Source organism: Alphaproteobacteria bacterium (assembly GCA_019635875.1).
GTDB lineage: Bacteria > Pseudomonadota > Alphaproteobacteria > Reyranellales > Reyranellaceae > JAFAZJ01.
This window is the reverse complement of sequence record JAHBYP010000004.1, coordinates 456,832-470,842: the sequence shown is the minus strand read 5'-3', so window position 1 is coordinate 470,842 and position 14,011 is coordinate 456,832. Positions and strand designations below refer to the sequence as shown.

At 68.7% G+C, this 14,011-nt stretch carries 11 protein-coding genes; 5 read left to right on the top strand and 6 right to left on the bottom strand.

Going from position 1 to position 14,011, the window contains the following annotated elements:
• Positions 1-44 precede the first annotated feature (44 nt).
• Positions 45-1,505 carry a Ppx/GppA family phosphatase gene (locus tag KF889_17035; GenBank protein MBX3501148.1) on the top strand — a complete coding sequence of 487 codons (1,461 nt, stop codon included), beginning with the start codon at positions 45-47 and terminating at the stop codon, positions 1,503-1,505.
• A gap of 89 nt (positions 1,506-1,594) precedes the next feature.
• Here KF889_17035 and rnd read toward each other — a convergent pair whose 3' ends face one another.
• On the bottom strand, positions 1,595-2,758 hold the full coding sequence (rnd, locus tag KF889_17030) for a ribonuclease D (protein MBX3501147.1): 1,164 nt from the start codon (positions 2,756-2,758) through the stop codon (positions 1,595-1,597).
• Between the two features lie 135 nt (positions 2,759-2,893).
• Between rnd and aspS the strand changes: the two genes are divergently transcribed.
• A complete protein-coding gene (gene aspS / locus KF889_17025) occupies positions 2,894-4,699 on the top strand; it encodes an aspartate--tRNA ligase (GenBank protein ID MBX3501146.1) in 1,806 nt (601 codons plus the stop codon).
• A 451-nt stretch (positions 4,700-5,150) separates the two neighbouring features.
• Positions 5,151-5,651, top strand: coding sequence for a hypothetical protein (locus tag KF889_17020; GenBank protein ID MBX3501145.1), 501 nt, complete (start codon positions 5,151-5,153; stop codon positions 5,649-5,651).
• Here KF889_17020 and KF889_17015 read toward each other — a convergent pair.
• The gene (locus KF889_17015; protein MBX3501144.1) at positions 5,648-6,622 is read right to left on the bottom strand and encodes a D-glycerate dehydrogenase; all 975 of its coding nucleotides are present in this window, start codon (positions 6,620-6,622) and stop codon (positions 5,648-5,650) included. The genes KF889_17020 and KF889_17015 overlap by 4 nt on opposite strands.
• 99 nt (positions 6,623-6,721) lie before the next feature.
• On the opposite strand from KF889_17015, the gene KF889_17010 reads away from it, so the two are divergent.
• Both KF889_17010 and KF889_17005 read left to right on the top strand, forming a co-directional pair.
• Positions 6,722-7,549 carry a cell envelope integrity EipB family protein gene (locus KF889_17010; protein ID MBX3501143.1) on the top strand — a complete coding sequence of 276 codons (828 nt, stop codon included), beginning with the start codon at positions 6,722-6,724 and terminating at the stop codon, positions 7,547-7,549.
• The gene (locus KF889_17005; GenBank protein MBX3501142.1) at positions 7,543-8,355 is read left to right on the top strand and encodes a DUF1849 family protein; all 813 of its coding nucleotides are present in this window, start codon (positions 7,543-7,545) and stop codon (positions 8,353-8,355) included. The genes KF889_17010 and KF889_17005 overlap by 7 nt, the downstream gene beginning before the upstream one ends.
• A 7-nt stretch (positions 8,356-8,362) precedes the next feature.
• On the opposite strand, the gene KF889_17000 is transcribed toward KF889_17005, so the two are convergent.
• The 4 genes from KF889_17000 to KF889_16985 all read right to left on the bottom strand — a co-directional run bounded on the left by KF889_17000 (position 8,363) and on the right by KF889_16985 (position 14,009).
• A complete protein-coding gene (locus KF889_17000) occupies positions 8,363-9,550 on the bottom strand; it encodes an MFS transporter (GenBank protein MBX3501141.1) in 1,188 nt (395 codons plus the stop codon).
• Between the two features lie 10 nt (positions 9,551-9,560).
• Positions 9,561-12,737, bottom strand: a complete 3,177-nt coding sequence (locus tag KF889_16995; protein ID MBX3501140.1) for a glycosyl hydrolase — start codon at positions 12,735-12,737, stop codon at positions 9,561-9,563.
• Positions 12,738-12,820: 83 nt separating this feature from the next.
• Positions 12,821-13,726, bottom strand: coding sequence for an ROK family protein (locus KF889_16990; GenBank protein ID MBX3501139.1), 906 nt, complete (start codon positions 13,724-13,726; stop codon positions 12,821-12,823).
• Between the two features lie 25 nt (positions 13,727-13,751).
• Entirely contained in the window at positions 13,752-14,009 is a 258-nt protein-coding gene (locus KF889_16985) for a hypothetical protein (protein ID MBX3501138.1), read from the bottom strand.
• Positions 14,010-14,011 lie beyond the last annotated feature (2 nt).

The window sequence follows — 14,011 nt, the reverse complement described above, 5'->3', positions numbered from 1 at the left end:
TTTTCGGCTGCATCGCGGGCGCGCTTCGGCTACACGGGGCGCGCATGCCAAGCAGCGGCCGTGTCGCCATCATCGACATCGGATCGAACTCGATCCGCCTCGTGGTGTACGAGCGCGCCACGCGCTCGCCGCTGCCGGTGTTCAACGAGAAGGTGCTGTGCGGCCTGGCCCGCGAGCTGGACATCACCGGCCATCTCTACCCGCCGGGCGTCGAGATGGCGGTCGGCAATATCGAGCGCTTCGTCAACCTGGCGCGCAACATGAAGGTGGCGCGGCTCGACCTGCTGGCCACCGCCGCGGTGCGCGACGCCGCCGACGGCGCGCAGTTCATCGACCGTATCGGCCGCATCGCCGGCCAGAAGCCGCTGCTGATCAGCGGCGAGGAGGAGGCGCGGCTGTCGGGCCTGGGCGTGATGTGCGGCATGCCCGGCGTCGACGGCGTGATGGGCGATCTCGGCGGCGGCAGCCTCGAGCTGGTGGCGCTGTCGGAATCCGGGCTGGGCCCGTGGGTGACCCTGCCGATCGGACCGCTGCGGCTGCTGACGGCCAAGCGCGATCCGCGCCAGGCGGTCGAAAGCGCGATCGCCGGTGTCGACTGGCTCTCGAGGTATTCGGGACGCACCTTCTACCCGGTGGGCGGTGCCTGGCGCGCCTTCGCGCGCCTGCACATGGAGTACAAGAAGTACCCGCTGCACATCATCCACCACTACACGGTGGCCGGCGACGAGGCGCGCGAGTGGGCGCGCTTCATCGCGGTGCAAAGCCCGAAATCGCTGGAGAAGATGGCCGGCGTGTCGCGCCGGCGCACCGAGTCGCTGCCGCTCGCCTGCGTCGCCTTCGAGCGCGTGCTCGCGGCGCTGCGGCCGCGCCGCGTCATCTTCTCGGCCTTCGGCCTGCGCGAGGGCTTCTACTTCACGCAGCTGCCCGAATCGGAGCGGGCGCGTCATCCGCTGGTCGCCTTCGCCGAGGACGAGGGCGTCGCCTGGCGCCGCTTCGACCTGTCGCCGGTCGAGGTCTTCGACTGGCTCACGCCGATCTTCGCCGGCGAGACCCCGGGTGAACGCACGCTGCGACTGGCGGCCTGCCACATCAGCGACATCGCCTGGGATGATCATCCCGACTATCGCGCCGAGCAGGCGCATTCGCGCGTGCTGCACATGCCGGCGCCGGGCATGGACCATCGCGAGCGCGCGACCTTGGCGCTGGCGATGGCCTGGCGCTACGACAGCATTCCGCGCGTGCCGTGGACGGAGATGGCCACGACCTTGGCCGACGGCGCGGCCCAGGGCTTCGCGCGCAAGCTCGGCACCGCGCTGCGCCTGTCCTACAACCTGTCGGGCGGCGCGCCGGGACTGCTGCCGCGCGTCGGCCTGCGGCGCACCGAGAAGCAGCTCGAGCTGCTGGTGCCGGAGGCGCTGCGCAATCAGCTCGGCGACGTCACGGAGCGCCGCCTGGCCGGCGTTGCCTCGGCCTTCGACCTCAAGCACGAGATCCGGATCGTTTGAGTCGCGCGAACGCGCCTGGCATCCCGAGCGAAGTGAGGGATCCAGGGTCGGCCTGGATTCCTCGCTTCGCTCGGAATGACAAAGTTCTGTTACGCCGGCTGCGGCGCTACCACGTCGATGACGCGGATCTGCTCGTTCTTCAGCACCAGGGCCAGCTCGCCGGCGATCAGCCGCAGCGCGTCGTTGCCGAAGATCTCGGCGCGCCAGCCATGCAGGCAGGGTACGTCGCGCTTGCCGGCGGCGAGGCGATCGAGCTCATCGGTCGACGCGACCAGGCGATGCGCCACGCCGGTGGCATCGCAGCGCAGGCGCAGCAGCACGCGCAGCAGGTCGACCACGGCGCCCGGCACCTGCAGCGGCTCGGGGCCGCGCTCGCGCCTCGGCAGCTCGCCGTCGGGGATCGCCAGCGCACGGGCGACGGCGGCGAGCACCGCCTGGCCCTGCTTGCCCTCGACGAAACCCTTGCCCAGGCCGCGCGTCGTACCGAGATCGGCGACACCGGCGGGCGCGTGGGCGGCGATCTCCAGCACCTGCTCGTCGCGCAGGATGCGCTGGCGCGGCACGTTCACGCGCTGCGCCTCGCGCTCGCGCCACGCCGCCAGCTCGCGCAGGATCGCGATCTGTCGCGGGCTGGGATTGCGCGGCTTCAGGCGGCGCCAGGCGTCCTCCGGCTCGACGACGTAGATCGCCGGATCGCGCAGGATCGCCATCTCCTCGGCGATCCACGATTCGCGGCCGGTCCGCGCCAGGCGGTCGCGCAGCTTTTCGTAGACGACGCGCAGGTGGGTGACGTCGGCCAGCGCGTAGTGCAGCTGCTTCTCCGACAGCGGCCGCCGGCTCCAGTCGGTGAAGCGGCTGGACTTGTCGATCTTGGCCTTGGCCATGCGCGCGGCAAGCGTGTCGTAGGCGACCTGCTCGCCGAAGCCGCAGACCATGGCGGCGACCTGGGTGTCGAACAACGGCTGGGGCAGGTGGCCCATCAGCTTGAGGAAGATTTCCAGGTCCTGACGCGCGGCGTGGAAGACCTTCAGGACGGTCGGGTTGTCGAACAGGACGAAGAGCGGCGACAGGTCGATGCCTTCGGCCAGCGAATCGATCGCGGCTGCTTCCTCCGGCCCGCCGATCTGCACCAGGCAGAGCTGCGGCCAGTAGGTACGCTCCCGCATGAACTCCGTGTCGACGGTGACGAATTCGGCAGTCGACAGACGCTCACAGAACGCGGCCAGTTCGGCCGTTGTCGTTATCATTTGCATGTTCGGGAGGCTGTATAGACCCGGGGCCGGCCCGGGGCCAAGCACCGATGGTCCAAATCCGGTCATTCGGTTGACTTTGGCCGTCAAACGGTGCCTTTTCCCGCGCCGCTGAACGCGTTTTCAGGATCTCGCCCCATGCACGCCTATCGCACCCACACCTGCGGCCAGCTCCGCCCGGAGCATGTCGGCCAGACGGTCCGCCTGTCCGGCTGGGTGCAGCGCAAGCGCGACCATGGCGGCCTGCTGTTCATCGACCTGCGCGACCACTACGGCATCACCCAGGTGGTGTTCGACACCTCGGCCGCCCAGGCATTCGCCGGCGCCGAGGCGGTGCGCACCGAGAGCGTGATCACGGTGACCGGCCCGGTCGTGGCGCGCGAGGCTTCGACGGTCAACTCCCGGCTGCCGACCGGCGCCGTCGAGGTGCGGGCCGCCGAGATGGCGGTCCAGTCGATGGCCGAGGGCTTGCCGATCCCCGTCTATGCCGAGAGCGACACCACGCCCGAGGAGCTGCGGCTGAAGTACCGCTTCCTCGACCTGCGCAAGGAAAAGCTGCATCGCAACATCATGCTGCGCAGCCAGGTCATCGCGTCCCTGCGCCGGCGCATGATCGAGCAGGGCTTCACCGAGTTCCAGACGCCGATCCTCACCGCCGACAGCCCCGAGGGCGCACGCTCCTACCTGGTGCCCAGCCGCCTGCATCCCGGCAAGTTCTACGCCCTGCCGCAGGCGCCGCAGATGTTCAAGCAGCTGCTGATGGTTTCGGGCTTCGACCGCTACTTCCAGATCGCGCCCTGCTTTCGCGACGAGGACGCGCGCGCCGACCGCGCACCGGGCGAGTTCTACCAGCTCGATTTAGAGATGAGCTACGTCACCCAGGAAGACGTCTTCGCCGCCATCGAGCCGGTGCTGGGCGGCGTGTTCGAGGAGTTCGCGGGCTACGGCAGGGACACGCCGTGGAGCGTCACGTCCGGAGCCTTCCCGCGCATCGCCTATGACGAGGCGCTGCTGAAGTACGGCTCGGACAAGCCCGACCTGCGCAACCCGCTGGTGATCAGCGATATCGGCGAGGTCTTCGCCGGCTCGACCTTCAAGGTCTTCGCCTCGATCGTCGCCTCGGGCGGCGTGGTGCGCGCGATCCGCGCGCCGGGTGCCGGTTCGCAGCCGCGCAGCTTCTTCGACAAGCTGAACTCGTGGGCGCAGGGCGAGGGCAAGCCGGGCCTCGGCTACATCGTGCTCGAGGCCGGTGCGGGGAAGGGGCCGATCGCCAAGTTCGTCGACGAGCAACGGCTGGCGAAGCTCAAGGAGCTGACCGGCGCGGTCGACGGCGATGCAGTGTTCTTCGTGGCCGACAAGCCCGACGCGGCGTGGAAGTTCGCCGGCCAGGCACGCACGCGCATCGGCGCCGACATGGACATCGTGGAGAAGGGCGCGTTCCGCTTCTGCTGGATCGTCGACTTCCCGATGTTCGAGTACGACGAGAAGGCCAGGAAGATCGATTTCAGCCACAACCCGTTCTCGATGCCGCAGGGCGGGCTGGACGCGCTGGAATCAAAGGATCCGCTGACCATCAAGGCCTACCAGTACGACATCGTCTGCAACGGCGTGGAGCTGTCCTCGGGGGCGATCCGCAACCACCGGCCGGAGATCATGTACAAGGCCTTTGGCATCGCCGGCTACAGCCGCGAGGAGGTCGAGCAGCGCTTCGGCGGCATGCTCAACGCCTTCAGGTACGGCGCGCCACCGCATGGCGGTTCGGCGCCGGGCGTTGATCGCATCGTCATGCTGCTGGCCGACGAGCCCAACCTGCGCGAGGTCATCGCCTTCCCGATGAACCAGCAGGCCATGGACCTGATGATGGAAGCGCCCGCCGAGGTTCCTGCCGAGCGGCTGCGCGAGCTCAGCCTGCGCGTGGCGCTGCCTCCCAAGAAGGCGGAGTAGGGTGCACCTCCTTCCGGTCATGGTGTGCCTCTACGCCATGCCCGGAAGCGCCCGCCTTGCGGTGCGGCCCGCAGCCCACACGTTGCGGAAGGCACCCTGACTTGGCCGCTGGACGGTCAAGTCGAGCTGTGCACGGCCTCCGGGCCCGGTTCAATGCCTGATGAGCAATGTCGGTGAGGGCTCGGGTGCACTCTCGCCCGGCGATGCGCCGCGCCTCGTCGCGCGGAGTTCCCGATGGTCGTACCCCCTCGGAGCCTGGCAAGCGATGCCCCGACGCTCGCCTGCGGCGCCCGGCACGGTGGCACCCGCAGCAATCGATGGACCGCTGCAGCTGGTTCGATACGTCGCCATCCTGATTTTTTGATTGAAGATGAGAGAGAAGTCAGATATTTTTCAATGAAATAGTACAGAGTCTTAATCTAAAGTGAAATCCCCTCTCGTTGTAGCGTTCATGATCGGCACCTGCGGTGTGCTGTCCGGTTGCGGCGCCGTCCCGCTGGCTGCAGCCATCGGCAGCTACGCAGCCGATGGCGGCCTGATCGTGACCACCGGCAAGTCGAGCACCGATCACCTGGTGTCAATGAACACCAATAGGGATTGCGGCGCCTGGCGCTCGCTGACCAAGGGGGGGCCGCTCTGCCGAGACCGCTCGGATGGCGATCCCAACCCGTACAACATCGACTACGCCGCACCATTTCGCACCCAGACCGACAGCGGCCTGGAGGTCGTTCGGTCCGGGCGCGATGACGGCAAGCTGCTGACTGGCGATGAGGCGAGACGATCCCTGGCCGACCACAGGCCGGACTTCAACGCCCCGCCCATTCCGACGACCGCCGCCGCTTCCGTGCCTGGCGAGGCACGTTTCGGTTCGGCCGGTCAACCCGCCGCCGCGCCAACACCTGAGGGGGCTGATGTCGCGGCGGCGGGTTCTCCCGTCCGAGGCAGGCGCTAGACGCTCACCTGGTTGGGCGGGCGTTCGCCACGCAGCAGCAGCGCCTCCAGATTGTCGAGCGCCTTGAAGCCCATGGCGTTGCGCGTCTCGATCGTGCCCGAGCCGAGATGCGGCAGCAGGAAGGTGTTGGGCGCCGCGTAGTACCCTTCATGAATGCGCGGTTCGCCGTCGAAGACGTCGAGCCCGGCCGCCGCCAGCTTGCCGCTGTTCAGCGCCGCGATCAGCGCCTCGTCGTCGACCACCCCGCCGCGTGCGGTGTTGACCACGATGGCGCCGTCGGGCAGCAGCGCGATGCGCCTGTCATCGAGCCATTTGCGGGTCTGCGGCGTCATCGGCGCGTTGATCGACAGGAAATGGCAGAGCGGCAACATGGCCTCGGCATCGGCGTGGAAGGTCGCGCCCAATTCCTGCGCGGGTGGCAGGCGCGAGCGGTTGCTGTAGTGGATCTCCATGCCGAAAGCGCGGGCCCGCTGGGCGGTGGCCTGGCCGATGCGGCCCATGCCGAAGATGCCCAGCCGCTTGCCGCCCAGGTGGGTGCCCATGAACTGGGTCGGCGCCCAGCCCGTCCATTGCCGCCGGCGCAGCACCGCCTCGGCCTCCTGCGCCCGGCGCGCCGCGCCCAGCAGGCACAGCAGCGCGATGTCGGCGGTGGCGTCGGTGAGCACGTCGGGGGTGTTGGTCACGACAATGCCACGGCGCGAGGCCGCGGCGACATCGACATGCTCGTAGCCTACCGAGAAAGTGGCGATGATCTTCACCGATGCCGGCAGCGACTCGATGGTTGCCGCGTTGAAGGCATCACCGGCGGCGCACATCACGCCGTCGCAATCCTCCGCCAACCTGACAACGGTGGGCCCGTCATGGACCTGATCAGCCGGGTTGAGGATGGCATCGAAGCCGCCCGCGAGCCGCGCCTCTACGGCGGGTGGGAACAGGCGGGTCGCCAGCACGCGTGGTTTCCTGTGGATCATAGTGCCTCGTCTTTCCCCTGCGTCGTGTTGCGACTCGACTTTTGGCGGTGGTGGTCTAGGCTGCCATTTCGGCGCAGCCCCCAACATCCGGCGTTCGGAGTGTCGTTCCTTACCACAATTTGTCGAACGCTCGGCGGTAGCCTGATCGCCGGCGCGGGGGTTCTTGTCCTGATCGGCCCGGCGGCAGCCGCCGATCTGGTGGCGCATCGCGCGGTCTACGAAATGCGGCTTAGCACGTCCAAGCGCTCCAGCGGCGTGGTCGACGTGCGCGGCACGATGATCCTGGAGACGGTCGATGCCTGCGAGTGGTGGGAAACCAAGCAGCGCATCCAGCTGACTTTCCTGCGCACCGACAGTGACGAGTTCACCACCGACTCGACCTTCGCGAGCCTCGAGAGCAAGGACGGCTCGACCCTGCAGTTCAGTGTGCGCAACGCACAGAACGGGGAACTCGAGGACGAGCTGCGCGGCGTCGCCGATCTGCTGGCGGACGGCACCGGCAAGGCGCGGTTTACCCAGCCGGAGGAGCGCGAGTTCCCGCTGCCGCAGGGCACGATCTTTCCCGTCCGCCATCTGTCGCAGCTCATCGACGATGCACGAGCGGGCGAGACGGTGAAATCCTACAGCCTGTTCGATGGCGCGCGGCTCGACGGCGCCTTCAAGGTCAACGCTGTCATCGCTCCGTCGCCGCGCCGCCAGCTGTCGCCCGCTCCGCGCGGCGACTTGGCGCTGCTCCGCAACCAGCAGGCCTGGTCGGTAAGGCTGGCGTTCTACGCCGCCAACGACCAGGAAGGGCAACCAGAGTACGAGGTGGCAATGGATCTGCAAGCCAACGGCGTGGCGCGCTCGATGGTCCTGGACTACGGCGACCTCGCCATCAACGCGAGGCTGCAGCGCATCGAGGCGTTGCCGGGTCCGCGATGTTGATCGGCCGCTTTCTCGGCGCGCTCGTCGCTGCCTGCGCGCTGTCGTTGCCGGCCGTGGCGCAGATCCAGGATCTCGTGCCGCACCGCGCGCTGTACAAGATCCGGCCGGCGCCGGCCGCCGCGGGAACGCTGCCGGTCAGCGCCTCGGGCACGATGGCCTACGAGCTGATACGCACCTGCGACGGGGTGGAGTGGCGCCAGCATCTGGCGCTGACGACATCGGGCGGCGGCCAGGACATCCGCCTCGAGCAGACCTGGACCGGCTCCGAGTCGCTCGACGGCAAGCGCTACCGCTTCGAGACCCGCAGCAAAACGGACGGCGCCTCGCGACCCGTGATCCGCGGCAGCGCCGAGATCGGGGTCGACGGCACGGGCGAGGCCAAGTTCACCTCGCCGCTGACGCGCACGGTCGCACTTCCGGCAGATACCCTTTTTCCGATGGCGGCACTGGCCAAGGGCCTGGCGGACCGCCGCGCCGGGCGGGACGGCTTCGACTACAAGGTGTTCATCGGCGAGAAGCCCGAGCCGCCATACCGCATGACCGGCATCCTCGGCCTCGCGCCGCGCCGCGCGCGCGAGCAGCCGCCGCCGCAGGGAGACGGTGACCTGGTCGCCGGCAGGGAGCCGTTCTACATGCACATGTCGTTCTTCGACGGCAAGGAGCAGGACGCGATGGAGCCGTCGCACACCTGGGGCGCGGCGATGCTCGAGAACGGCGTCGAGATCCTGGGTGTCCAGACGGCCGGATCGCTGCGCTTCGAGTACGTCATCGAGCGCATCGAGAAGGTGGCGCCGCCGAAATGCTGAGGTCCGCTCAGGACCCCAGCCGCAGGCGGCGGCGCTGGACGTAGCTCACGGCGAGCGCGACGCAGATCACCAGGGCGATCGCGCCAAGGCCGGGGAACACCGCGTTGGCCGGCAAGTACTCGAGCAGCGTGCCGATGACCACCGGCCCGGCCACCTTGCCGAGGTTGCGCAGCGCGCCATAGACGCCCAGCCCCAGGCCAATGTGGTCGGCGGAGATTGCGTTGCTGATGACCGACACGGTGGCCGGAAAGGTGAAGCCCTGGCCGACGCCGACCAGCACCGCAAGAACAAGCAGCGCGGTGGCGCCGGGCGCGTAGGGCAGCAGGATCAGGGCCGTGCCGATCGCCATCATGCCGAGGGCAATGGTCGGCGAGGCGCCATGGCGATCGGCCGTGCGCCCGCCGAACGGACGCACCAGCAGATGCGCGCTTTCCTGCAGGGTGAAGAACAGCCCGGCGGCCCACACGCCGTAGCCGGCCTGAAGGGCGAAGATCGGCAGGAAGGCCTTTAGCGAATAGAGCGAGCCGTAGACCGCGAACTCCAGCGCGCCGACACCCCAGATCTCGGTGCGGCCGCCGGCGTGGCGGAAGCCCTCGGCAAGCTGGCGCAGGACGCCGCGACGCCTGATCGGTTCGATACGGCCGGAGTCGAAGGGCACGAACACCGCCGGCACCATCGCCGCGCAGCTCAGCAGCCCGACCACGGTGAAGACGGTCGACGCATCGGTGGCGGCGAGCAGGATCCCCGTCACCGCCGGCGCGATAAGATGGCCCGCGCCGCGGGCCATCTCAAAGATGCCCAGGCGCGTGGCGCGGTTGTGCCGATCGAACTCGGCGACGATCGCCAGCGTCACCGGCCCGAAGATCGCCGTCGCCGAGCCATGCAGGATGCGCAGCAGCATCAGCTGGTCGGGCGTCTGCACGAAGCGATACAGGAAAGGGAACGCGGCGAACAGAAAGAGCGCGGTGAAGAACCAGATCTTGCGCCCCCAGCGATCCGACAGCGCGCCGACGAACGGCTTGAAGACCGTGCCCGTCAGCGTCGAGACGCCGACGATGACGCCGATGGCGACCTTGTTGGCGCCCAGCGCCGCCGCCAGCAGCGGCAGCACCGGGCTCTTCGCCATCTGATAGCCCACCCTGACGATCAGGTCGGTGACGAACAGGGGCCAAAAGCCTGTGGGCTGACGCCACATGCGCGCCGTCCTAGCCGATGGCGTAAGCCGCCGACTGGCCGATCGTCCCGTTGAGCGCCGCCAGCTCGTTGCCGATCAGCGCCTCGAGCTTCGCCAGCTCGCCATCGACGCGCGCCATGGTCTCGTTCGACACCGCCTCGGTCTGCGACGTCGGTGCAGCGTCGGCGATGAGCACCATGTTGATCATGTCGGCCAGCGTGTCGTTGAGCCCCGCGGGGTTGCGCAGCACATCGCGCACCGACTGGCGATTGACGTCGACCAGCACGCCCTCGATCGCCGACAGGCCGTCGGAGAGCGACTTGGCGCTGAGACCGAATCCGTCGGGCAGGTCGGTCTTGCGGCCGGTCAGATCGCCGATCTGTCGCCGGATGCGGCGGATGCGGTTGACACCCTCGTGCAGCCGGCCGAGGCAGTCGACCAGCTCGCGATGCAATGCATACTGCCGGGCGAAGGCCTCGTCGGTGGTGGAAACACGCGGGTCCTTCACCACGGTGAACAGCGCTGTGCGGTTCTGCTCGCCCGCAACCAGCTCGACCAGGTAGCTGCCGGGAACGACCGCGGGGCCGGCAACGCTGTCCGGCTCGATCGCCAGCGGCTTGCTGCGCGCCGGCGCCAGCGTCGGATCGAGCTTGGTCGGGCCGCTGTGCTTGAGGTCCCAGATGTAGCGATTGAGACCGCGCCTGACCGACGGGCGGCGCGCCGCGGGCAAGGCCTGATCGTCGCTGCGGAACGCGGCCACCGTGGCGCCCGACGCGTCGCGGATCGTCAGCGTGACGGGCGCGTCGGATTCGTTCGCCAGCCAGTAGTAGATGATCGCGCCGTTGGGCGGATTCTCGCCGACATCGAGGTACTCGCGCGCCTTGGTGCCGTCGGGCCTGTCGGTGCTCAGGATCGCGCCGCCGACGCCGAAGGAGAGCTGGTAGCCCGTGCCAGTGCGCAGGCCGGCGAGCGCGCTGAAGGTCAGCTTCTGGCGCACCGTCGCGCGCGGCGTGAAGACGCGCGTTGCGCTCTGCTCGGCGCTGATCTCGCGCAGCGGCGTGAGATCGTCGAGGATCCAGAACGAGCGGCCATGGGTGCCGGCCACCAGGTCGGAGTCCTTGATCTTGAGGTCGTAGACCGGAACCACCGGCAGACCGCCGGGCAGGCGCGACCAGTGCTGGCCGTCGTCGAGGCTGTAGAACACGCCGGTCTCGGTGCCGACGAACAGCAGGCCGGGCCGCACCGGATCGGCGCGCACGACGCGGGTGATCTCGCCCTGCGGGAAATCGCCGGTGATCGAGGCCCAGCTCCTGCCGCCATCCTTGCTGCGGAACAGGTAGGGGCGGTAGTCGGCCAGCTTGTAGCGCGTCGCCGACACATAGATCGTATCGGCGTCGTGCCGCGAGATCTCGACGCAGCCGACATAGGCCAGCACCGGCATGTCCTTGGGCGTGACGTCGGTCCAGCTCTTGCCGTCGTCGCGCGTGACATGCACCAGGCCGTCGTCGGTCGAGGCCCAGATCTCGCCCTTGCGGTGCGGCGACTCGACGACGCTGGCGCAGGTGGCGTGGATCTCCGCGCCGGCGCTCTCGCGCGTGATCGGGCCGCCCGAGGCGCCCTGGCGCGAGACGTCGTTGAGGCTGAGATCGGGCGAGATCGTCTGCCAGCTCATGCCCTCGTCGCGCGTCCGGAACACGCAGTTGCCGCCAGCATAGAGCACGCCCGAATCGTGCGGCGAGAAGACGATCGGGAAGGTCCAGGCGAAGCGGTACTTGAGGTCCTTGGGCGCGATGCCGGTCGATTCCTCGGGCCAGACATTGACCAGCTGCATCTGGCGCGTGCGCAGATCGTAGCGCTGCAGCGCGCCGGCGCCGCCCGGGCTGGAGCCCACGGCGCCGCAATAGACGATGTTGGGATCGTCGGGCTTCACGGCGATGAAGCCGCTCTCGCCGGTGCCGGGATAGATGCAGTCGCCGATCGTGATGGCGCCCCATTCGGTGGCGCTGGGGGCGGAGATCGAGGTGTTGTCCTGCTGCGTGCCGTAGACGCGGTAGGGGTATTGGTTGTCGACGTCGATGCGATAGAACTGGCCGGTGAGCTGGTTGTAGATCGACGACCAGGTCGCGCCGCCATTGAACGAGACGTTGGCGCCGCCGTCGTTGCCTTCGATCATGCGCTCGGGATCGACCGGGTCGATCCACAGATCGTGGTTGTCGCCGTGCGGCGTGGTGATCTCGCTGTAGCTCACGCCGCCGTCCGTCGACTTCCACATCTGCAGGTTGGTCACATAGACCGTGTCGGCGTGGCGCGGGTCGGCGAAGACATGGGTGTAGTACCAGGGCCGGTGCATCAGGTCGCGATGCGTCGAGACCACCTTCCAGCTCGCGCCGAAATCCTCGGAGCGGTACAGGCCGGTCTTCTCGCCCGTGGTCTCGATCAGCGCCCAGACGCGGCCCGAACGGGCCGGCGAGACGGCGACGCCGATCTTGCCCAGCATGCCGTCGGGCAGGCCGGGGTTGCGCGAGATCTCCTCCCAGGTGTCGCCGCCATCCATCGAGCGGAACAGGCCGCTGCCCGGACCGCCGCTGGAGATGTTCCAGAAGTTGCGCCGCGTCTCCCAGATGCTGGCGAAAAGGATGCGCGGATTGCTCGGATCCATCGACAGGTCGATGGCGCCGCTGTCGGCGTTGCGGAAGAGAACCCGCTCCCAGCTCTTGCCGCCATCCTTGCTGCGATAGACGCCGCGCTCCTCGTGCGGCCCGAAGATGTCGCCGAGCACCGCGACATAGACGAGGTCGGGGTTGTTGGGGTGGATGCAGACGCGGCCGATATGCTTGGAGTTGCGCAGGCCGACATGGCTCCAGCTGCGCCCGGCATCGGTCGACTTGTAGACGCCGTCGCCATAGGAGACGTCGAGACGGATCGTGGTCTCGCCCATGCCGGCATAGACGACGTTGGAATCGGAACGCGCCACGGCGATGGCGCCGACTGCGGCGCTGCCCAGGAAGCCATCGGAGACGTTGCGCCAGTAGATGCCGCCATCGGTGGTCTTCCAGATGCCGCCGGCGCAGGCGCCGAAGTAGAACGTCATGCGGTTGTTGTAGTCGCCGGCGACGGCCACGACGCGGCCGCCGCGCGGCGGGCCGATGCAGCGCCACTTCAGGGCATCGAGCGTGGCGGGATCGGCAGGCAAACGCGCGGCGGACATGACTCTGGAATCCTCGAGGTGTCGCGGATGGAGGCCCGGAGCCTAGGGCAGTATCGTGTCCGCCCGCAACGAATCCTGATGTGTCAACTTGGCGGCCACAGCCATGCTGCACCGCGCACACCACTCGAATCGCCGTGGCGTGGCGGAAGCAGGCGGGTACGGATGTGGTGGGGCTCACTGAAGATGCTGCGCTGCCATATTTCGGGAACCCGGCGGTAGAGCAGGGCGATGCGCGACAACCCGCCGCCCAGGACGATGGAGTCGGGGTCGATGAGGTTGATCACGCCACCCAGTGCGCGTGCCAGGCGATCGCAGTAGCGCTCCATCATGGCGGCGGCTGGCTCGTCGCCACGCTGCGCCGCCTCGGCGATCTCGGTGGCGCGCAGGCGCCTGCCGCTCGCCGCCTCGAACTGGCGCGACAGGGCAGGGCCGCTGAGCCAGGTTTCGATGCAGCCCTTCCGGCCGCAATAGCAGGCGGGGCCGGGACGCTCGTCGTCCTGCGGCACGGGCAGCGGGTTGTGGCCCCACTCGCCGGCGATGGCGTGCAGGCCGGTCAGCGGCCGGCCGCCGATCACCACGCCGCCGCCGACGCCGGTGCCGAGGATCACGCCGAACACGACGGCCGCGCCGGCGGCCGCGCCGTCCGAGGCCTCCGACATGGCGAAGCAATTGGCGTCGTTGGCCAGACGCACCGGCCGATCGAGCACGCGGGCAAGATCGGCGTCGAGCGGCCGGCCGTTGAGCCGCACCGAGTTGGCGTTCTTGATCAGGCCGGTGGCGGGGGAGATCGCACCGGGCGTCGCCACCCCGACGCTGCAGCGATGGCCGACGGCCCGGTCGAGCCGCTCGACCAGCACGCGGATCGCCTCGATCGTCTCCTCGTAAGGACCCTGCGGCGTGTCGATGCGCCGGCGGGCCATCTCCTCGCCGGAGGCGTCGAGCACGATGCCTTCGATCTTGGTGCCGCCGAGGTCGATGCCGATGCGCATGCGGCCGTTCTAGCCGCTCGCCACCTCAACCGCTACGCACCGCTTCGCCGACCAGCACGGGCAGCGCGACGGGGATGCGACCGCCGCTCGCCTGGTCGTGCGAGATCAGCAGGCCCGACACGCCCTCGCGGATGGCGGTGCAGAGCACCTCGCGCAGCGTCCGCATGGCGTCCGTCACGACCTCGTCGTCGAAGCCCAGTTGCAACTGACGGTCGATCGCCGAAAGCGTCGTCTCGAGTTGCGAGACGACGCTGTGGATGCGCGCGGCCTGGTCCTCAGCCACGG